Here is a 20797-nt window from a genome sequence, read left to right as displayed (position 1 = left end):
TAATTACTAAATAATTTGGAGGGAAAGAAATGGCAAAAGTATTAATCGTAGATGACGCTGCGTTTATGAGGATGATGATAAAGGATATATTAGAAAAAAATAACTTTGAAGTTGTTGGAGAGGCTAATAATGGAATAAAGGCTGTTGAACTTTTCAAAAAGGAGAAACCTGATGTAGTAACAATGGATATAACTATGCCAGATATGGATGGAATTGAAGCTGTAAAGGCAATAAAGAAAATAGATGCAAATGCAAAGATCATAATGTGTTCTGCAATGGGACAACAGACTATGGTTATGGATGCAATAAAAGCTGGAGCAAGGGATTTTATAGTAAAACCATTCCAGCCTGATAGAGTACTTGAAGCTATAAATAAAGTACTTAGGTAGGTAATCGATATTTATTGAGAATTAGAACTTAAATTTACAAAGTCAACTATAAAGATATAGTGCTTTGTTACGAAAATATTTAATAGCATTAAAATTATATTTAAATTTATATATTATACCTTATATATTTTCTACTCTAATTCTCAAGAGAACTATATGGTATGTGGAGGTGTAATAAATGCAAGTTGTTATATTTAAGTTAAATGAAGAGCAGTTTGCCGTGGAAACATCAAAAGTTAAGAGCATAAATGATTCCATGAAAATAACAAAGGTTCCAAAGGCACCTGCCTATATAAAGGGAATTATAAATTTAAGGGGAAATGTAATATCAATTCTTGATATAAATCTCCTTATGGATGTTCCAAAACAAAAAGACAATAAAGAAAGTGAAAATAGCATAATTATACTTGAAATGGAAGATGAGTTAGTTGGTATAGTTGTGGATCAAGTGGATGAGGTTATGGATCTAGATGAAAAAGTTATTGAGAAAGTAAATGATGAAAACAAAAAAAACTACATAGAAGGAGTTATAAATTTTAAGGATAGAGTTGTTACCTTAATTGATATTGACAAGCTATTTTCAAATTAGAATTTTCATAAGAAATGAGGGAGAGAAATGGCAGACGTATTATCACAGAGTGAGATAGATGCCCTTTTAGAAGCCTTATCTGCCGGAGAACTTACTCCAGATGAAGTACCAAAGGAAGAAGAGAAGCAAAAGGTAAAGCCTTATGATTTTAGAAGTCCACAGAAATTTTCCAAGGAACATATAAGGACCCTTGAACTTATTCATGAGAATTATGCAAGAATAATTTCAAATTATCTAACTGCTCAGGTAAGGACTAATGTAAAGGTAAAAGTGGAGTCTGTGCAGCAGATAACTTATGAGGAGTTTATCCACTCAGTACCTAATCCAACTGTTTTAACTATATTTAAGATGCCTCCCTTAAGTGGGTCCATTTTGTTTGAAATAAATCCACAGTTTGTATTTGAAGTCATAGATCTGCTCCTTGGTGGAAGTGGAACAGGAAAATTCAAAACCAGGGAGTTTACAGATATAGATAAGAATATTATAAATGCTATAAATACAGGACTTATATCAAATTTGAAACTTGCATGGGAAGATGTAATAGAAGTAGAGACAGAAGTAGAGGGAATGGAAACAAATCCTGCATTGAACCAGACTTTAGCACCTAATGATCCTGTGGCTCTTATAACTTTTTCGGTTGAAATGAGCGGTAGTACTACGTTTATAAATATCTGCATACCATATTTGAGCATAGAGAAGGTACTTGATAAGTTGGTTGTACAATATTGGTTCCAAGATAGGAATGAAGATGTCTTAAGTGAATCCCGTGAAAAGTTGAGAAATAGATTAAATGTAGTTGGAATAAGTCTATCTTGTGTTCTTGGAACAGCAAATATTACAGTAAGGGAGTTTCTAAACTTGAATGTAGGGGATGTAATTACCTTGAATGAAAAAACTACCAGTCCTGTTAAACTTATGGTGGAAAATAAGGCGTACTATCGCGGCAAGCCCGGTATAATTGGTAAAAACAGGGGTGTTGAGATACTAGATATAATAGATAAGGATGTGGAAGAGTATGAGTAACGGGAATGATAATGAAGGCAATGGATTCCTTTCCCAAGAGGAAATAGATGCTCTCTTAAATGGAGGAGGAGAGCAAAGCGATAAGGAAGATAAAACTGAGAGATTAGAACTTTCAGATGTAGAAAAAGATTTGCTAGGAGAGATAGGAAATATATCTATGGGATCTGCCTCTACAGCACTTTCTACAATAATAAATCAGCCAGTAAATATAACTACGCCTATAGTTACTGTGACTACACTGAATAAATTAAAAAGTGAATTTAAAGTTCCCAATATAGCATTGGAAGTTAAGTATACAAGCGGTATAACAGGTGAAAATCTACTTGTTATGGAAGTTAATGATGCTGCTGTAATTGCCGACTTAATGATGGGTGGAGATGGATCCGTTAAAGATGGAAGCATGACTGGACTTTCAGAAATACAGGAAAGTGCAGTAGCTGAGGCTATGAATCAAATGATAGGTTCAGCTGCAACTTCAATGGCAACTATGTTTATGAGAGAGGTAAATATATCACCTCCAATATCTAAAATATGGACAGATATGACAGAACCTCTTTCAGAGTCAATATCAGATGATGAAACAATTGTAAGAGTGTCATTTTCACTTAAAATAGGTGATTTTGTAGACAGCCATATAATGCAGATACTTCCAATTGCAACTGCAAAAAAGATAGTTTCAATAATGATGGGACAAGAAGAAACTACAGAAAGCAAAAGTGCAGCACCTAGTAACAATGCACCTGAAAGCAAAGAGGTGCCTTCGCAAGATGTACCTGTAGAGCAACCTAAAGAAGATGTTGGCATTGCTGCAACAAGCCAACCAAGCCAAGCAAATCAAAACAATATATATGAAAAGCCTATAGAAAATCCTACAGGCAATCCTACGGGAAATCCTGTGGTAAATCAAAATAAAGTTGAAGTTCATCAAGCTGAATTTCAACCACTTGGTCAAAATAAGGATACAGAAGTTGTTCCTAAGAATATAGATCTTATAATGGATGTATCCCTTGAGATTTCAGTAGTGCTTGGAAGGACTAAAAAGAAGATAAAAGATATATTAAACCTTGGTACAGGATCACTTGTAGAACTTGATAAATTAGCAGAAGAGCCAGTAGAGATACTTGTAAATGGAAAAAAGGTTGCTTATGGTGAAGTAGTTGTAATAGATGAAAATTTTGGAGTTAGAATAACTGGTATAGTAAGTGATGAGGACAGAATAAGATCTCTTGGAGAGGATATTAATTGAGTTTTAGAAGGTATGTATTCAGTATATTTAGATGTGAATTCTAAATATACTGTTTTTATATTTATAATGAGTTTTTTAGATGTATTTACTTATAAATTAAAATAGGGACTTATAACACTTTTTTAATAAAATAACTCTTGTATTCTTAATAGCAGGTATAAATATTAATATTTTGCAGCCGATAATATTAATAGCATAGGACATAATATAAAATTTTAGGTTAGTAAGTAGGGAGTGTATTTTTATGAAAGTTAATGGAATCAGTACAAATCAACTGTCTAACTTGTATAAGGATAGTAGTAGAGAAAAAAACGTAAATACAAATAGTGAAGCAGCAAAAGATTCCATTTCTATATCGTCTATCGGGAAAAGTCTAAGCTCATACTTTACAGATGATAACATAATAGATTATAAAGAGGAAAAAGTTAATAGTATAAAGAAAGCCATAGCAAACGGAACATATAAAGTGGACGCTAAACTTGTAGCACAGAAAATTATTGACAATATGAAAGGAAGAATATAGCGCTGCCTAGTTTGGGGAGGTTAAGATAAAGTGGACTTGGAACAAATAATGAATTCAGAATATGAGGTTTTAAAAGACCTCTACCAACTGTTGATTGATCAAAATGGATATCTCATAAAAAGGGAAGTATTTTCACTTGACAGCATAGTAAAATCTATAGAAGAGAAAAGCAGAGAAGTTGCAAAGTGGGAAATTGAAAGAAGAAAAATAACAAAAGGTGAATCTATGAAAGAATTCATAGGGAAACTTGAGAGCGAAAATTTAGAAAAAACATACAATAATATAGTAGAACTGCTAAATAAGATACAATTTCAAAAAGACACAAATGAAATGCTTATAAAGCAGTGGCTTATATTTACAAATCAGATGCTTTTAGCAATTAAGCCAAACAAAGTAGCAGGAACGTACAATGCGCAAATGAAAATTCACAATGCATAGTGACAATTAAGAATTAACAGTTCACAATGCACAACGACAATTAAGAATGCACAATTCACAATGCACAACGACAATTAAAAATGCACAATTCACAATGCACAGTGAAGGATGATTTTTCTATGGAAAAATCTAACATCCATTGTGAATCGTGAATTGTGAATTGTGAACTGATTTGAATTGTGAACTGTGAATCGTGAACTGTGAATTGAATTGAATTGTGAATCGTGAATTGTGAATTGTGAATTAAAAAGGGGTGGAGTGATAAAATGCCAGGTTTATTTTCTATATTTAATACAGCAAAGAGCGGACTTTTTTCCCAGCAGACTGCTATAAATGTTACATCACATAATATAGCAAATGCGAGTACAGATGGCTATTCAAGGCAAAGAGCTAATATGGTTACAACAACGCCTTATACAATGCCTAGTGTTGATAGCCCAGCAGGTGCAGGACAGCTTGGAACAGGAGTAACAGTAGAGTCTATTGAAAGAATAAGAGATACATTTATAGACTATCAGTATAGGGTTCAGAATTCTATAAATGGACAGTATACAGCTGCAGAGAAGTACTTAAGTCAAGTTGAAGGAGTAATAAATGAGCCTACAGATAGTGGATTGTCTACACTTATGACTGAGTTTTTCAATTCGTGGCAAAGTTTAAGTTCATCAACGCAAAATAAAAATACTGTTGCACAGCAGGCATATCTGCTTACAAGTCAGTTAAATAGTACATATTCTCAACTATCAGATATAAAGACCAATGCTGCAACTGAAATAAAAAATTCTGTTGTAGATGTAAATAGTATTTTTGAACAGCTGTCAAAACTGAACCAGCAGATAATAGATATAAAAAATTCAGGAAATAATCCAAATGACCTTATGGATAGAAGAGATAAGTTGCTCGATGAACTAAGTGATCAGCTTGGTATAGATGTAACAGAGAAGGATTTTGGTGGAATTGATGTTACAACATCTAACTTGGGAGTTGAGCCAGACTCAGGAGATTGTGGTACTGCCCCACTTGGAACTGATGGAAAAGTTTTAAATGTTGTTCAGGCCGAAAATCCAGACGATGTTGCAACTCTTTCCTATGTATCAAGCATAGAAGAGACAGGAACTGATGGAACTTATAAGGTTACTTATTACAAAAAGGGAGACACAAATGATGCTAGCAGCAAGGTATCAATTAAGGTAGTAATGACAGATGAGGAGAAAGAGGAACTTGACAAGACAAGAGTTCTTTGGTCGGATAAGGATGGAAATGCTTTAAAAGTCACAGAAAGCGGCAGTACAGTAACATTAAAAAATGGAGAAAAGGTAAATTTTGATAAACTTGCTCTTTTTAAGCCACCATCTGGTGAGCTTAAAGGATATATGTCAGTTCAAGATAATGTAACAGAGTACGAAAATGAGTTAAATAGCCTTGCAAAGGCGCTTGCACTTTCAGTAAATGCTATAATAAGCCAAAGTGATAAGTGGACAGCAGATGATAGTGGAGATCCAGAAGGAGGAATAAATAACTTCTTTGTAAATGGAGATGCAGATATATCTACTTATGGTGCAGATGACGAGAATGGCATAAATGCATCAAATATAACTGTTAATGTGGAAATTTTAAACGATCCTTCAAAAATAAAGACTGCAACTAAATATGATTCAAGTGGAGATTCTCTTGGAAGTAGTACAGATCCAAATAGAGCTGTTGCTGTAGCACAACTTGCAAACAGTCTAATGAATATTCAAGATGTTACAGACACAAGTACAAGAGAGGATTTAGTTAGTGATATATTTGCTCCGGATAGTGATTTAAACAATGTGTACAAGATAGGAAATGCAGAAGGAGGTAAGACACTTAACAACTATTTTAATGATCTTGTAAATAAGATAGGAGTTGAGGCCAAAGAGGCAACACAGCAAGTTGAAAATAAAGCAACACAACTTGCAAATTATGAGCAGTCAAGAGAATCAATTTCAGGTGTTTCAATAGATGAAGAAATGACAAACTTAATCCAGTTTCAACACTGCTATCAGGCAAACGCAAAAGCGATATCAACAGTGGATACTTTGCTTGATGTAGTTATAAATGGACTTAAGACTAGCTAATTATTAATTCACAATTAAAAAATGCACAGTGGCAATTAAGAATGCACAATTCACAATGCACAGTGGAGGATGATTTTTCTTAGGGAAAAATCTGAAATTTAGGTTTTCTGAAGTAAAACTGAAGAAAACTAACAATCATTGTGAACTGTGAATTGAACTGAATTGAGAATTGTATTGAATTGTGAATTGAGAACTGTGCATTGTGAATTGAACTAGATTGGGGGTAAATTATGAGAGTAACAAATAAGTCATTGTCGAATAATTTTTTATTTGATATGCAGACAAATCTGCAAAATTTGAGTAAGATACAGCAGCAAGTAGCTTCTACGAAGAATTATTCAAAGCCTTCTGATAATCCTCTAAATGTAGAGAGAATAATGCAGCTTGAAACTTCAATAAGTGCAAATTCTCAGTATGCTTCAAATATAAAAGTTGCAAGTAAGTGGATGGATACTACAGATACTGCACTTGGGCAGCTTGGGACAGTACTTTCAAATATAAGAGATAATCTTGTTAAATCTGGTGGAGCATATGTGCAAGATGATAGAGATAAGATAAATGATGAAATAAACCAGCAAATAGCACAGCTTGCACAGATTTTAAATACTAATTTTGAAGGAGAGTATATTTTTGGAGGTACAGCAGGAAATTCAAAGCCTGTAAAGACTGAGTCATATGACATAACTAGAAGTGGTACTGATTCAAGTGGAAATGAATTAACTGATTATAATGGTTGCATCTCACTTAAGTATGCAAATAAAGACGGAGATACATTAGAGGACATTCCGGAAGTCGTATCAGATGGATTTAATATAGATAATTGGAAAAGTGGTACAGTAAGTTTTAGCGTTAATGGAGGAACTAAGGAAGATTTAACTTTAAAATCATCATACTCAGATATAGATGATGTAGTTAAGGATTTGAATTCTCAGATACAAAATAATGGAACATTAAAAGATAAGATCAATGTGGTAAAGACAAATGATGGAAATATAAAATTTCTTGCAATAAATAGTAGTGACAATATAACAATATCTACAACAGATATATTAGATATGCCAGATATGTCAGATATGTCAGATGTCAGTGGAAAACAGCTTTCTAGTATGGATATGGAAAATATATCTTCAAAGAAGACAATAGAAGTATCTCAAGGAGTAGTTCTTGAATACAATGCTACGGCAACAGAGGTGTTAAACTATGGAGATGGTGAAGATGATAATGTACTTGATCTTATGGACAGAATAGTTCACCATATGGCAGGACAAGTTGAATCAACAGACTCAGATGGAAATACAGTATGGAAATATGATGAAGATGCTGCACTTGAAAAATTAACAGGAGAAGATCTTGATTCTATAGATGCAGCTTCAAAGCAAGTAATAAAAATTCGCTCAGAGATAGGTGCAAAGGGAAATAGAATGGAGGATTTAGCAGATCAAAACTCTGCAGCTGATTTGAATTTAACTGAAGTACTCTCAGACATAGAAGATATAGATGTTACAAAGAAGACTATAGAACTTTCAACTATGATTACAGTATATCAATCATGTCTTCAGGCTGGAGCAAAGATAATGCAGCCTACGCTTATGGACTACATTAGGTAGTAGTTGATAATTAAGAATTCACAATTCACAGTGCACAATGAAGGATGATTTTCTAAGAGAAAATCTAAAATATATGTTTTCTGAAATATTAATTATTAACTATTAGCTATTAATTACAAAAGTTGGGAGATAGAATATGGAAATAAAAACAAAGTATCACGGTATAAAGCATTATAAAGATAGTGATGTTATAACTTTTAAAAAGGGTATACCGGGATTTGAAAACTTGAAAAAGTTTATTATATTTCCTGTTGAGGAAAACAATTTGTTTTATGTACTTCAATCCATTGAAGATTTATCTATAGGTCTTGTATTGATATCACCATTTAATATACTTAAAGACTATGAATTTGATCTAGATGATAGCAAAATGGAAGAACTTGGAATAAAGAGCTATGAAGACATAATTGTTTTTAATACTGTTACTTTAAATTCGAAGATTGAAAATATAACAGCAAATTTAAAAGCTCCTTTTGTTATAAATATAAATAAAAAAATAGGGGAACAAATAATATTAGATGGCAGCAGCTATTCAATAAAATATCCACTTTTTAAGGAGGAAAATTGATTGCTTGTTATAAGTAGAAAAAAAGGTGAGTCACTGCTTATAGGTGATGATATAGAAATAACAGTTTCAAAGATAGAAGATGGCAGTGTAAAGCTGTCTATATCTGCACCTAAAAGCGTTACAATACTAAGAAAAGAACTTTACAAAGAAGTAGAAAAAGAAAATAGGAGTGCGGCAGCTTCAGATATGAGTTTGCTAAAAAAATTTAAAAAATAGATATATTTATAAATAAAAGAGGTGATTGGCATGGAAGTTATAGGTATGAGTCAAGGAGGACAACAGCCTTTAGAGTTTAATACATCTAGTTTAAGTGCAGAAAGTTATGAAAATACAATTTTAAAAGATACAGAGGGAATGTATTTTCCAACTGTAAACGAATATGATAAATCTAAAGCAAACAATGTTATAGGTAAGAAAGATATAAAAGATGTTGCAGATAAAATGAATGAACTTATGGATAAAACTTCAACTCATTTAAAGTTTGAAGTGTATGGAAAATTTAAAGATATTGTTTTTAAAATAGTAGATGACAGTACAAATAAAGTAATCAAAGAAGTTCCGCCTACTAAAATAATAGATATGATAGACAAGTTTTGTGAAATGTCCGGAATTTTCATGGATGAAAAAGCGTGAGAACAGTGATAATTAAGAATTCACTATGACAATTAAAAATTAACAATTCACAATGCACAATTAAGGATGATTTTTCTTTAGGAAAAATCTAAAATTTAAGTTTTTCGAAGTAACACCGAGAAAAACTAACAATCATTGTGAATTGTGCAATGTGAACTGTGCATTGAAAAGAACTGTGAACTGTGCAATGTGAACTGTGCATTGAAAAGGGGTGTTATTATGGAATTTAGATTGAATAAAGTAGACCCTGAAGTAAGACGTAGAGTAAAAGAAACTACAAGTGCAAATAGAATCCATAACAAGAGGGAAATTTTCATAAACAATGGAAGCAAGGATAAATCTAAAAATGGAAGCGGAAGTTTTTCTTCACAACTTGGAAAGTATAAACAAGGGAAAGATAAGAAGAAGATACTTGTACAAGCAATTAAAACTGAAGAAGTAGAAGTAAAAGCATTTAAAGAAGATGCTGCCTCAGAAAGTGGATATGACAGAGGAAGTATAATTGACGTGAAAAAATAACAGGCGAAATAATTTACTATGACAATTAATATGACAATTAACAATTCACAAATCACAATGAAGGATGATTTTTCTTTAGGAAAAATCTAAAATTTAGGTTTTCTGAAGTGAAGCTGAAGAAAACTATCATTCACTATGAACTGAGAATTGTGCATTGTGAATTGAAAAGAATTGTGCATTGAATTGTGAACTGTGAACTGAGAATTGAGAACTGTGCAATGTGAATTGTGCATTGTGAATTGAAAAAAGGGGGAGGTAAAATATGTACGGAGCTAATGCTTATAAAACATATAAGACAAATAGTATAAATTATGCATCAAAGGAGCAGCTGCTTTTAATGCTAGTAGATGGTGCATCAAGGTTTGCTAAAATAGGTAAACAAGCTATACTTGACAAGGATATAAAAAAAGCTCATGAAAATATAGTAAAAACGGAGAATATATTTTATGAACTCATGGCATCTTTAGATATTTCAAAAGCAGGAAAATGGGGAAAATCCCTTATGAGCGTATATGATTTTATAGTGAGAAGACTTATAGATGCTAACATGAAAAAAGATGCTAAAATAATGGATGAAGTAATTCCGCTTATAGAAAATGTAAAAGATACATGGAATGAAGCATATAAAATTTCTAAAACTAAAAAAGTTATTAATTAATTATTAATTAAAAGAGTGGAGGTGTAATTATGTCAGATAGTACAAGTAGCAGTATTCCAGTAGGTTCAACTGGAGCCGGCGGCGGAAATATGCTTAGAATTACAGGACTAAATACGGGACTTGATATAGATGCAATGGTTGAAAAGATGCTTATATCTGATAAGACAAAGGTAAATAAGGCAAAACAGCAACAGCAGTTAATTGAATGGAAACAAGAAGCTTATCAAGATGTAATAAGCGATATTAAAGACCTGCAGAGTTCATTTTTTGATATAACTGATAGTTCAAATTATATTTTGTCTTCAAGTAATTATAATAATATGGTAGGTGAAAGTTCTGATTCTACTGTAGTTGCAGCAAGTGCATTAACTACGGCAGTTTCAGGAAATTACAAAATTCTAGTAAAACAGCTTGCAGAATCAGCATCTATAACAGGTACTAATAAAGTACAAACCTCTGATGGAAAAAATGCAGATTCTTCTACAAAGCTAACTGATATTGGACTAAGTGAAGGTACTTATTCTTTTAAGCTAACATATGGAAGTAATGATACGACTACAATTACTTTTGATATAACTGATTCATCAACTATTAGTGATTTTATAACAGCAATTAAAACCCAGACTGACGGACAAGTTACTGGAAGGTTAAATGACCTTACAGGACAATTTTCAATTCAGACTTCAGATACAGGTACATCCTCAAATTTGAAGATTGAAAATGTATCAAATGGAGATACTCTTTTAAATGCACTTGGTATAACTACATTAGGAGAAGAGATTCAAGGTCAAAATGCTTTATTTGCAATAAAAGAACCTGGATCAAGTGATTATATTGTCGGTGAGAATAGTTCAAATAGCTTTACTATAAATGGAGTAAGATATACTATATCTGATTCAAATTCTACAAATTCTGATATATCAGAAAGTAATGTGGGAAAGAGTATAAGTGAAGTTTCTGGAGATAGTCCTGTCAGTGTATCTGTTTCAAAAGATACTTCGAAAATACACGACCTTATTTCAAATTTTATTGATAAGTATAATGATCTTATAGTAAAGATAAGGGATAAATTACAAGAAAAGAAGGACTATGATTATCCACCACTTACAGATGAGCAGAAGGAAGAAATGACAGATAGTCAAATATCAAAATGGGAAGAAAAAGCAAAACAGGGAATACTGAGAAATGATGATAATCTTGAAAATCTTTTAAATGATCTTGAAAATGCATTTACAACTCCAGTTGTGGACAGTGATGGCAATCAAGTATCAACATTGTATTTTGGAAGCATAGGAGAAAATTCAATAGGAATTGATACTTCAAGTAAAATAAGTGATGCTGGAAAAATAAGTATTACAGATGATACAAAATTTACAGATGCAATTACAAATAATGCAGATGAAATAATAAAGCTTTTTACAACTACATCAGATAGTTCTGATTCTGAGGATAAATTTAATCAGTCTGGAATATTTCAGAGAATAAAGGATATCTTAGTTGACAATGTTGGAGTAGTTGGAAGTACACTTAACAATGCTATTCTTACAAAGTATGCTAATTTACAAGAAGATTATAGTGTGACTGGAACTGGTGGTTCAGGAACACTTCCAGATCAAATATATACACAACAGCTTTTAATAGATAAACTTACTGATCAGATGAACGATGACCAGACGAAATATTATAATCAATTTACAGCACTAGAAACGGCAATGGAACAACTTAATGCCCAGCAATCTATACTTTCAGCATACTTGAGTTAGGAAGTTTATTATGAAAAGAAAAATTGAAGAAATGTTAATTGATTATAAATATTGTACTATAGAAATTATAGAAATTTTAAAGAAAGATGAATTCCATCGATTAGAAAATATTATGGAGAAAAGACAGTGTATTTTAGAAGAGCTCATTTCAGATAGTAGCAAAAAAGATGAAATCAAAGCACTGTATAAAAAACTCAATATAGAGAATATTGAAAATGAATCAAGAAATGTAATGAAAAAGAAATCTATTATAATAAAGAGAAAACTAGAATGTATTGCTAAAAACAAATCAGCAGCAAATGCATATGGAAATAAAATAAGGTCTGCTAAAATATTTAGTAAAAAAATATAAAAATAATTACTAAAACATATAAAGATAGAGGAATCTAGTACGATAAATAAATTGTAAAGTAAAAGTTAATTAGCTCTACGGAGTTTAATTATAAATAAAATATGGACAAGGATGTCTACTACAAAAATCAAGGAGGAATAAATTATGATAATAAATCACAATCTTATGGCAAATAATGCTTTAAGAAATATGTCAATTAATTCAACTAATGCATCAAAGGCAATGCAAAAATTATCTTCAGGACTTAGAATTAATACTGCATCAGATGACGCAGCAGGTCTTGCAATATCTGAGAAGATGAGAGGACAGATTAATGGTTTAAATCAGGCATCTACTAATGCTCAGGATTCAATATCTCTTATTCAAACTGCTGAAGGTGCATTAAATGAAACTCATTCAATACTTCAGAGAATGAGACAACTTGCTGTTCAATCAGCAAATGACACAAACAACGATTCAGATAGAACTGCTATACAAAGTGAAATTAATCAGTTAACTGATGAAATTGATAGAATAGGTAATACTACTGAATTCAACACAAAGAAACTTTTAAATGGTGATCTTGTTGGCGTAAATGCAGAAGTTAAAGGAACATATTCTATAAATAATAATACTTCAATTAAGGATTTAAGTTTAGCAGCTGGTGTAGCTTCAAATATTGCTAATAGCGGTACGAAAAATGGGGCAATAACTATAACAAAAATATCTGTTGGTTCAGGTGGCACAGCAAAATTTGATGTTAGAGATACTACTGGAAGCGCAATTACAGGTGTTACTGTTGCATCTGGTGTTACTTCATTGACTGTTGCTGGTGCAGTAGACGGTACTAATGATTTGACGTTAAGTGGAACTTTTGATAACATGAAAGTAGGAGAAAGCATTACTGTTGTATTGAACAAGCATGAAGATGCTACTAGTGATGGGTCAAAATCTATTACAGCACAGATTGGTGCAAATTCAGGTCAAACAATGCAAATTGGTATTGCAGATATGAGATCTGAAGCATTAGGAGTAAAGGATTCTTCAGGAAATGCTATAAAAGTTGATGATAAATATGCAGCTAATGCAGCAATCTCAACTATTCAAAATGCAATTGAAAAAGTTTCATCTCAGAGGTCAAAACTTGGTGCTTATCAAAACAGATTGGAACATACTATAAATAACCTCGGAACATCAAGTGAAAACTTGACTGCTGCTGAATCAAGAATAAGAGATGTAGATATGGCATCAGAGATGTCCGAGTATTCAAAGGACAATATATTGTCTCAAGCAGCTCAGGCAATGCTTGCTCAGGCAAATCAACAACCACAACAAGTTCTTCAATTATTAAGATAATAAAAAAAGCCAGCTTAGAGCTGGCTTTTTTAGTAAAGGTGAATTTATATGATTAAAACTTTATATGAAAAAAACATGAAATTTATAAAAAAATTAAACTATCAATTGTATGAGAAAATAATTAATGTTAAATTAAAAACTGTAAAGAAAATTATTACTAAAAATAATTATAAAAATATAGTTAAAACTAATAATGGAAATGAGTTTATCATTCATAGTCAGTATAACCCTAAATATGAAGCTAAGTTTATTGCAAAAGATGTTTTTGAAAATAGTAAATATGATATTGTATTTTTATTTGGTTTAGGATTTGGATATGAATTAAAAGAAATGATTAAATTAAATAGTAATATAAGGTATTTTATTGTAGAACCTGATGAGGAAATATTTAAGTTATTAATACAGACTTATGATATAAAATTTTTGTTTGATAATATGAACATTCATTTTATTTTAGGAAAGAATCCAGAAGATATAGGTGACTTTTACGAAAAAGTTATAGGATTTGAAAAATCAATAAATATAAAATTTGTTATTTTACCATCATATCAGATTATATATGAGGATTTAATTAATGATACATTTTCTATTATAAAAGAAAAAATTAATATTTTTAGAGTTAATATTAATACAAGAATTATGTCAAGAAGACAATGGGTTCAAAATTATATAGGAAACCTTAAATATTTAGATTCTATGTGTCCTGTTGTAAAATTGAAAACGAGTTTTGCAGGAAAGCCTGCAATTTTAGTGTCTGCTGGACCTTCATTGGATTATAATATAGAAACTTTAAGAAAGCTTCAAGGTAGAGTATTAATAGCTGCAGCAGGTTCAGCTATTAGTGTACTAGAGAAGAAGGGAATTAAATTTGATATTGCTTGTATGATTGATGGATGGGAAAATGAATTTAAATTAATTAAGGATATTAAATTAAATAAAGATGTTTCTTTGTTTTATTCAAGTATGCTATATTATAAAATATCTGATGAACTAACAGGGCCTAAATTTCTATTAAATATAAATAATTTTGATAGCAAAATATACGATGAATTTAAAGAAAAATCATTTAGTAAATTTTCAGGTCCTTCTGTAGCAAATTCCTTAGCCTATAATTTATCGGAATTAGGTTGTAATCCAATAATATTTTTAGGACAAGATTTTTGTTATAATTCTGGTAAAAATTATGCTAATGGAGCAACTTATGAAAGAGATATGTCAAAAGAATTTAATACAGAGAATTACATAAAGTTAACAAATAAGAAGGATGAATATGTATATACTACCAGGGTATTTTTAGCAATGAAAAGTTCTATGGAATTTTGTATAAAAATTCATCCTAATATAAAATATTTAAATGGTACTGAAAATGGATTATCAATTGAAGGTGCTGTAGATATTGATTTTAATAAATATGCAGATGAAAAACTTATGGATAGCGAATATACTTTTAATTTAAAACATATTTCTAATAAATTTATAAATGATAGTAAAAATAGTAAAAAAATTAATTATATAATAAAAAAATTTGAAGATGAAAATTTAAATTTAATTAAGTTATGTAAAGAAGCTATATCATTTATAGAATCTGATGCAAATGATAAAGAAAAGTGTAATTTAATAGAAAAAATAGAAAATAAAATAAATAAAATTGCATTATTTAAAGATATTTTAAAACCTGATTTAGTTAATTTAGATTATATATATAAAAATAAGACATATCTTGAGAAAACTAAACAAAAATTCAGTTATATATTGGATGAATGCTTAATAATGGATAATGCTTTTACTTATATATTAAAAGGAGGAAATGCCGGTTGAAATCAACTTTTAATATTGAAGATGAAAAAAAATTTATATATGAAATAAATCATACAATAGAATTTATTGAAGAAGCATGGAAAAATTTTGTCTTATGTAATTTTAATAATGCAATGCAATATTTTAATAATATAGTAATTTCACTGGATAAAATTATAAATTATATGAATAAATATTGTGAATTGAACTTGGAAATTAATTACTTATTAAAAATATTGCAAAAGTTAGAAAAATCAATAATTATAAAAAATTACGTTTATAGTGCAGATTTACTTAAATATGAAATTGAACCAATATTAAAGAAATGGAAGAATATATAAATGATTTGTGATATTATCCTTGGTTAACTTTTATATATCATGGTAATCAAAAATATATGGGTATCGATTTTTTGGTACTCTTAAAGAATCAAGAATTTTCCTGATTCTTTTTTCTAAGTTTTATCTTATTACTTCGATAATAAAAGGAGATGATTGAATTATAATATAAAAAAGAAATAGATTTAATATATATAATGGAAAAGTATTTTTTATATAAGGAAATTTTGAAATGTTAATAGCAAAATTAAAGGCATTATCATATGACATTTATAAGATTTGAGGTGTCAAACTAATGAAAAACAATGTAAGTAGATTATTTATTTACAAAAATTATTCTATAAGGAAAACTATTGAGGTAATAGATTCAGGTGCAAGAGGGATTGCTTTACTAGTTGATAAACGCGGTAAATTAATAGGTACTGTTACAGATGGTGATATAAGAAGAGCTATATTAAGAGGAATATCTTTGGAAGACTCCATAGAAAATATAGTACATTATGATCCTATAAGTGTAAATAAAAACATGAGAAGAGAACAAATCAAAGATATTTTTATAAAAAAAGCAGTTAAGGATATACCTATTGTAGATGATGACAATAAAGTAATAGATTTAGTTACTATAAATGATATTCTCATTCCAAAAGGTAAAGAAAATCCAGTTGTAATAATGGCAGGAGGACTTGGGACAAGACTTAGAGATTTGACAAAAGAAATTCCAAAGCCAATGCTCAAAGTTGGGAATGATCCTATACTTCAACATATTATAAATAATTTCAAACAATATGGTTATAATAAAATTTTACTTTCTGTAAATTATAAATCTGAAATAATAGAAAATTATTTTCAAGATGGTATTGCATATGGTGTTAAAATAGAATACATAAGAGAAAATAAAAGACTTGGAACAGCAGGGGGTATAAAGCTTGCTGGAGATTATTTAGATGAACCATTCTTTGTTATAAATGGAGATATATTTACAAATTTAAATGTGGAAAATATGATGGAATTTCATATGAAAAATAATTATGATATTACTATAGGAACGAGGAAACATTCATTTCAAATTCCATATGGTGTTGTTAAAACCAATGGAAGTAATGTGGTTGCTTTAGAAGAAAAGCCTACAATAGAATATCTTATAAATGGTGGAGTTTATTGCTTAAATCCAGATTTAATAGATTTTATACCTGATAATGAGTATTTTGAAATAACAGATTTAATAGATATATGTATAAAAAATGGTAAAAAAGTAGGAAGTTATGAAATAATGGATTATTGGATGGATATAGGCAGAATTGAAGATTATAATAAGGTAAATAAAGACTTATATGATTTAATAAGTTGTGATAAGGTTGATGATAATTGTGATAAATAATAAAAAAGTACTTGCTATAATACCAGCAAGAGGAGGCTCAAAGGGCATACCTAGGAAAAACATAAAAAATATAAATGGTAGGCCACTTATATCTTATAGTATAGAAGAAGCTAGGAAGAGTAAGTATATAGACAAGTTAATAGTTTCTACTGAAGACAGTGAAATAGCTAAAATTTCTAAAAAATTTGGAGCAGAAATACCTTTTCTAAGACCAAAAGAACTTTCAAAAGATACTACTCCAGGTATAGAACCTATATTACATGCAGTTAGTTGGTTTAAAAATAAAGGCATTACTTTTGATTATGTAATGTGTTTGCAATGTACATCTCCTTTTAGAAAATATAGTCAAATAGATAAAGCAATTGAAGTTTTAATTGAGAAAAATGGAGATTCTATTGTAAGTGTTTGTGAAAGTGAAATTACACCTTATTGGATGAAAAAAATTGAATATGGAAAACTAAAAGACTTTTTAGATAGTAATATTTTTTATACTAGACGGCAAGATGCTCCAAAAGTGTATAGATTGAATGGTGCAATTTATATGGCAAAAATAGATGTATTGGTTAAATATAAAAATTGGTATACTGAAAATACACTACCATATGTAATGGATGAGATTAGTTCCATAGATATAGATAATATGCTGGATTTTAAATTTGTAGAATTTTTAATGAAGGAGAGTCAGAATGTTTGACAGTAATCATATTTTTATAATAGCAGAAGCAGGAGTAAATCATAATGGAAATATAGATATTGCTAAAAAACTTGTAGACGTTGCAGTTTCATCAGGAGCAGATGCAATTAAATTTCAAACTTTTAAAGCTGAAAATCTTGTAACTAAAAATGCTCCTAAAGCTGAATACCAAAAAAATAATACTGGAAATGGTAATCAATATGAAATGCTTAAAAATTTGGAATTGTCACTAGAAGATCATATTACTTTAAAGAATTATTCTGAAAAGAAAGGAATAATGTTTATATCTACTCCATTTGATTTTGAAAGTGTGGATTTACTTGAAAAAGTTAATGTTCCTCTGTATAAGATAAGTTCAGGTGATTTAACTAATATTCCACTTTTAAAGTATATATCAAAGTTAAAAAAACCAATGATAATTTCTACTGGAATGGCTAATTTAGGAGAGGTAGAAGAGGCAGTGAGAGCTGTAGAGGAATGTGGAAATAATCAAATAAGTTTATTACATTGTACGTCAAATTATCCTACAGATTATGAAGATGTAAATTTAAATGCGATGATTACTTTAAAGAATGCGTTTAAACTTCCAGTTGGATATTCAGATCATACAGTTGGAATAGAAGTTGCTATTGCAGCTTCAGCCATGGGTGCCAAGATTATAGAAAAGCATTTTACTCTTGATAAAAATATGAAAGGACCAGATCATAAAGCTTCTTTGAATCCAGAAGAGCTTATCAAAATGATAAGTTGTATTAGAAATATAGAAAAAGCCTTTGGAGATGGAATAAAGAGATGCAATAAGAGTGAAGAAAAAAGTAAATTTGTATCACGAAAAAGTATAGTAGCTAAAAGATTTATAAAAAAAGGTGAATTAATTTTTTTAGATATGATTGATATTAAAAGACCAGAGGGAGGAGTTGAACCTAAATATATTCAATATATTACTGGAAATAAAGCTTTGGTAGATATAGAAAAAGATTCACTAATAACATGGGATAGTATAGGATGATTTTATGAAAAAAAAATGTATATTTTTAGATAGAGATGGCACTATAAATGTTTATAAAGAGTTACTACATAATGTTGAAGATATGAAATTAATAAAAGGTTCAGCAAAAGCTATAGAATTAATAAATAAGAGTGGATATTTATGTATAGTTGTATCAAATCAATCAGTAGTTGCAAGAAATTTGTGTACCATGGGTGATGTTATAAGAATTAACAAAAGAATGGAAGAACTTTTAGCAAAAAAAAATGCATATTTAGATAATATATTTATATGTCCGCATCATCCAGATAAAGGTTATCCAGAAGAGAATAAAAAATATAAAATAAAATGTAATTGTAGAAAACCTAATATAGGACTAATAAAAAAAGCACAAAAAAAATATAATATAGATTTAAATAATTCATATATGATAGGAGATACAACTATAGATATAAAAACAGGACAAAATGCAGGAATAAAAACTATATTAGTTAAAACAGGTTTAGCAGGGATGGATAGTACATATAACGTAAGGCCAGATTATATAAGTGAAAATTTATATGATGCAGTAAAATTGATATTATTTTGATTAAAAAGGAGTTATAGTAATGATATTAGGTATAATAGGAGCAATAGGTGTTGATGATATTGGAGATGTAATTATACTAAAAGAAAATTTACAACAATTAAGGGAAATATGTAGTAATAATAATATTAATATTGAATTTATAATTTTTGCATTAAATAAAGATAAATGCAAAACACAAATTAGAGAAATTAATTTTGAAGCTAATATTGTAGAAATTCCAACGATGAAAGATATATTAAGGAATGTGCATAATAATTTTACTTTTAAAGATTTATTTGAAATTGATTTAGAGAAAGTTATTAATGATAAAATATATTGGAATGAATTTATGAAATGTGATGCGTTGTTTTTTATAGGTGGAGGATATTTTAATAATTATTGGAATAATAAATTAATCTCAACATTTATTATTCCAATAATACTAGGATATAAGTTTAGAAAATCAATTTTTATTTCTGGAGTAAATATTGGACCATTTGATGAACGTAACGTATATAAACTTCAAGATGTGTTTAAAGAAGTTAATTCAATAATATTAAGAGATAGGCAGGGTTCTCTTGAAATGTTAGAAAAATTAGGAGGAACTAATGGAAATATAATTTTAGGAGCAGATGATATTTTATCAATACATTATAGTACAGGATGTAGAGGAAATGTGTGTACTGAAAAAAAACTAAATTATGCTGTGATACAATTGCATCACTTGGTTGAGTGCAATTCTACAAATTATGTAATATTTTACAAAGAATTAAGTGCATTTTTAAATAACATTATTGATAATGGGTTTATAGATAGAGTGTATTTTTTACCATTTGATTATTTTAAAGGATTAGATTATGAGTGTGGAAGAAGATTAAAAACATTTTTAAATAATAGAAAAGAGTACATAGTTTTAAATCCAACTAAGGACTATATTTTTATGAGGGACTTAATTAAAAATTCTAAATTCGTAATAGCTTCTAGGTATCATCCTATAGTTTTAGGATTAGGCAACCAAGTACCGTGTTTAGGAATATATGTAAATGATTTGTATAAACAAAAAATATCAGGAGCTTTTGAAGTAATGAATATATATAAAAATATGGTTAACGTTAATGATGTATCAAATAACATATTATTTCATTGGTATAAGAATATAATTGGAAATTATAAAAAAAACTATTTTAGAAATTCAATCAATTTAATTAAAAAATATGATTTAAATAGAAGAAAAAATATAGAAAAATTTGTGATGAATGTATATAAAAAAATATAATTATATCTTTATT

The 20797-nt window shown here is 29.4% G+C and carries 23 protein-coding genes; all 23 read left to right on the top strand.

Going from position 1 to position 20797, the window contains the following annotated elements:
- The first annotated feature begins 29 nt into the window (after positions 1 to 29).
- Positions 30 to 389 (top strand): response regulator, encoded by a 360-nt coding sequence (locus tag H2684_RS07195; protein ID WP_182088725.1) that lies wholly within the window; start codon positions 30 to 32, stop codon positions 387 to 389.
- Positions 390 to 567: 178 nt separating this feature from the next.
- Complete coding sequence (locus tag H2684_RS07190) at positions 568 to 978, top strand: chemotaxis protein CheW (protein ID WP_182088724.1); 411 nt, start codon at positions 568 to 570, stop codon at positions 976 to 978.
- Positions 979 to 1005: 27 nt separating this feature from the next.
- Positions 1006 to 2001 (top strand): flagellar motor switch protein FliM, encoded by a 996-nt coding sequence (fliM, locus tag H2684_RS07185; RefSeq protein WP_182088723.1) that lies wholly within the window; start codon positions 1006 to 1008, stop codon positions 1999 to 2001.
- Positions 1994 to 3247, top strand: coding sequence for a flagellar motor switch phosphatase FliY (gene fliY, locus H2684_RS07180; protein WP_182088722.1), 1254 nt, complete (start codon positions 1994 to 1996; stop codon positions 3245 to 3247). The genes fliM and fliY overlap by 8 nt, the downstream gene beginning before the upstream one ends.
- A gap of 244 nt (positions 3248 to 3491) precedes the next feature.
- Positions 3492 to 3770 carry a flagellar biosynthesis anti-sigma factor FlgM gene (gene flgM, locus H2684_RS07175; RefSeq protein WP_182088721.1) on the top strand — a complete coding sequence of 93 codons (279 nt, stop codon included), beginning with the start codon at positions 3492 to 3494 and terminating at the stop codon, positions 3768 to 3770.
- A gap of 30 nt (positions 3771 to 3800) precedes the next feature.
- The gene (locus tag H2684_RS07170) at positions 3801 to 4208 is read left to right on the top strand and encodes a flagellar protein FlgN (RefSeq protein WP_182088720.1); all 408 of its coding nucleotides are present in this window, start codon (positions 3801 to 3803) and stop codon (positions 4206 to 4208) included.
- Positions 4209 to 4474: 266 nt separating this feature from the next.
- On the top strand, positions 4475 to 6310 hold the full coding sequence (gene flgK / locus H2684_RS07165) for a flagellar hook-associated protein FlgK (protein ID WP_182088719.1): 1836 nt from the start codon (positions 4475 to 4477) through the stop codon (positions 6308 to 6310).
- Positions 6311 to 6540: 230 nt separating this feature from the next.
- Positions 6541 to 7917, top strand: coding sequence for a flagellar hook-associated protein FlgL (gene flgL, locus H2684_RS07160; protein ID WP_182088718.1), 1377 nt, complete (start codon positions 6541 to 6543; stop codon positions 7915 to 7917).
- A gap of 136 nt (positions 7918 to 8053) precedes the next feature.
- Positions 8054 to 8485 carry a flagellar assembly protein FliW gene (gene fliW, locus H2684_RS07155; protein ID WP_182088717.1) on the top strand — a complete coding sequence of 144 codons (432 nt, stop codon included), beginning with the start codon at positions 8054 to 8056 and terminating at the stop codon, positions 8483 to 8485.
- A complete protein-coding gene (gene csrA, locus H2684_RS07150) occupies positions 8486 to 8701 on the top strand; it encodes a carbon storage regulator CsrA (protein ID WP_182088716.1) in 216 nt (71 codons plus the stop codon).
- Positions 8702 to 8731: 30 nt separating this feature from the next.
- Positions 8732 to 9118, top strand: coding sequence for a flagellar protein FlaG (locus tag H2684_RS07145; protein ID WP_182088715.1), 387 nt, complete (start codon positions 8732 to 8734; stop codon positions 9116 to 9118).
- A gap of 219 nt (positions 9119 to 9337) precedes the next feature.
- Entirely contained in the window at positions 9338 to 9637 is a 300-nt protein-coding gene (locus tag H2684_RS07140; protein WP_182088714.1) for a hypothetical protein, read from the top strand.
- 262 nt (positions 9638 to 9899) lie between these two features.
- Entirely contained in the window at positions 9900 to 10295 is a 396-nt protein-coding gene (gene fliS, locus H2684_RS07135) for a flagellar export chaperone FliS (protein ID WP_182088713.1), read from the top strand.
- A 29-nt stretch (positions 10296 to 10324) separates the two neighbouring features.
- Positions 10325 to 12058, top strand: coding sequence for a flagellar filament capping protein FliD (gene fliD, locus H2684_RS07130; RefSeq protein ID WP_182088712.1), 1734 nt, complete (start codon positions 10325 to 10327; stop codon positions 12056 to 12058).
- Between the two features lie 10 nt (positions 12059 to 12068).
- Positions 12069 to 12410 (top strand): hypothetical protein, encoded by a 342-nt coding sequence (locus H2684_RS07125; protein WP_182088711.1) that lies wholly within the window; start codon positions 12069 to 12071, stop codon positions 12408 to 12410.
- Between the two features lie 144 nt (positions 12411 to 12554).
- Entirely contained in the window at positions 12555 to 13745 is a 1191-nt protein-coding gene (locus H2684_RS07120; RefSeq protein WP_182088710.1) for a flagellin, read from the top strand.
- Between the two features lie 48 nt (positions 13746 to 13793).
- Positions 13794 to 15563 (top strand): 6-hydroxymethylpterin diphosphokinase MptE-like protein, encoded by a 1770-nt coding sequence (locus H2684_RS07115; RefSeq protein ID WP_182088709.1) that lies wholly within the window; start codon positions 13794 to 13796, stop codon positions 15561 to 15563.
- Positions 15560 to 15883, top strand: a complete 324-nt coding sequence (locus H2684_RS07110; protein ID WP_182088708.1) for a hypothetical protein — start codon at positions 15560 to 15562, stop codon at positions 15881 to 15883. The genes H2684_RS07115 and H2684_RS07110 overlap by 4 nt, the downstream gene beginning before the upstream one ends.
- A 292-nt stretch (positions 15884 to 16175) precedes the next feature.
- Positions 16176 to 17258, top strand: a complete 1083-nt coding sequence (locus tag H2684_RS07105; RefSeq protein ID WP_182088707.1) for a nucleotidyltransferase family protein — start codon at positions 16176 to 16178, stop codon at positions 17256 to 17258.
- Positions 17239 to 17952, top strand: coding sequence for an acylneuraminate cytidylyltransferase family protein (locus H2684_RS07100; RefSeq protein ID WP_182088706.1), 714 nt, complete (start codon positions 17239 to 17241; stop codon positions 17950 to 17952). Before H2684_RS07105 ends, H2684_RS07100 begins: the two co-directional genes overlap by 20 nt.
- On the top strand, positions 17945 to 18961 hold the full coding sequence (gene neuB / locus H2684_RS07095) for an N-acetylneuraminate synthase (RefSeq protein WP_182088705.1): 1017 nt from the start codon (positions 17945 to 17947) through the stop codon (positions 18959 to 18961). The genes H2684_RS07100 and neuB overlap by 8 nt, the downstream gene beginning before the upstream one ends.
- A gap of 4 nt (positions 18962 to 18965) precedes the next feature.
- Positions 18966 to 19529 carry an HAD family hydrolase gene (locus tag H2684_RS07090; RefSeq protein WP_182088704.1) on the top strand — a complete coding sequence of 188 codons (564 nt, stop codon included), beginning with the start codon at positions 18966 to 18968 and terminating at the stop codon, positions 19527 to 19529.
- 19 nt (positions 19530 to 19548) lie between these two features.
- The gene (locus tag H2684_RS07085; RefSeq protein WP_182088703.1) at positions 19549 to 20784 is read left to right on the top strand and encodes a polysaccharide pyruvyl transferase family protein; all 1236 of its coding nucleotides are present in this window, start codon (positions 19549 to 19551) and stop codon (positions 20782 to 20784) included.
- Positions 20785 to 20797 lie beyond the last annotated feature (13 nt).

This window comes from Clostridium sp. cel8 (assembly GCF_014050525.1).
In the GTDB taxonomy this organism is placed as follows: Bacteria; Bacillota; Clostridia; order Clostridiales; family Clostridiaceae; genus Clostridium_B.
The sequence above is the reverse complement of the archived record's forward strand: the minus strand, read 5'-3'. Positions and strand labels throughout refer to the sequence as shown.

Bases quoted from the DNA above. Each gene is read 5' to 3' on its own strand.
- flgM (WP_182088721.1), top strand. From the start codon at position 3,492: ATGAAAGTTAATGGAATCAGTACAAATCAACTGTCTAACTTGTATAAG.
- H2684_RS07125 (WP_182088711.1), top strand. From the start codon at position 12,069: ATGAAAAGAAAAATTGAAGAAATGTTAATTGATTATAAATATTGTACT.
- H2684_RS07140 (WP_182088714.1), top strand. From the start codon at position 9,338: ATGGAATTTAGATTGAATAAAGTAGACCCTGAAGTAAGACGTAGAGTA.
- H2684_RS07100 (WP_182088706.1), top strand. From the start codon at position 17,239: ATGATAATTGTGATAAATAATAAAAAAGTACTTGCTATAATACCAGCA.
- flgK (WP_182088719.1), top strand. From the start codon at position 4,475: ATGCCAGGTTTATTTTCTATATTTAATACAGCAAAGAGCGGACTTTTT.
- flgL (WP_182088718.1), top strand. From the start codon at position 6,541: ATGAGAGTAACAAATAAGTCATTGTCGAATAATTTTTTATTTGATATG.
- H2684_RS07090 (WP_182088704.1), top strand. From the start codon at position 18,966: ATGAAAAAAAAATGTATATTTTTAGATAGAGATGGCACTATAAATGTT.
- H2684_RS07105 (WP_182088707.1), top strand. From the start codon at position 16,176: ATGAAAAACAATGTAAGTAGATTATTTATTTACAAAAATTATTCTATA.
- H2684_RS07145 (WP_182088715.1), top strand. From the start codon at position 8,732: ATGGAAGTTATAGGTATGAGTCAAGGAGGACAACAGCCTTTAGAGTTT.
- H2684_RS07195 (WP_182088725.1), top strand. From the start codon at position 30: ATGGCAAAAGTATTAATCGTAGATGACGCTGCGTTTATGAGGATGATG.
- H2684_RS07085 (WP_182088703.1), top strand. From the start codon at position 19,549: ATGATATTAGGTATAATAGGAGCAATAGGTGTTGATGATATTGGAGAT.
- fliS (WP_182088713.1), top strand. From the start codon at position 9,900: ATGTACGGAGCTAATGCTTATAAAACATATAAGACAAATAGTATAAAT.
- fliD (WP_182088712.1), top strand. From the start codon at position 10,325: ATGTCAGATAGTACAAGTAGCAGTATTCCAGTAGGTTCAACTGGAGCC.
- fliY (WP_182088722.1), top strand. From the start codon at position 1,994: ATGAGTAACGGGAATGATAATGAAGGCAATGGATTCCTTTCCCAAGAG.
- H2684_RS07115 (WP_182088709.1), top strand. From the start codon at position 13,794: ATGATTAAAACTTTATATGAAAAAAACATGAAATTTATAAAAAAATTA.
- neuB (WP_182088705.1), top strand. From the start codon at position 17,945: ATGTTTGACAGTAATCATATTTTTATAATAGCAGAAGCAGGAGTAAAT.
- H2684_RS07120 (WP_182088710.1), top strand. From the start codon at position 12,555: ATGATAATAAATCACAATCTTATGGCAAATAATGCTTTAAGAAATATG.
- fliW (WP_182088717.1), top strand. From the start codon at position 8,054: ATGGAAATAAAAACAAAGTATCACGGTATAAAGCATTATAAAGATAGT.
- H2684_RS07190 (WP_182088724.1), top strand. From the start codon at position 568: ATGCAAGTTGTTATATTTAAGTTAAATGAAGAGCAGTTTGCCGTGGAA.
- fliM (WP_182088723.1), top strand. From the start codon at position 1,006: ATGGCAGACGTATTATCACAGAGTGAGATAGATGCCCTTTTAGAAGCC.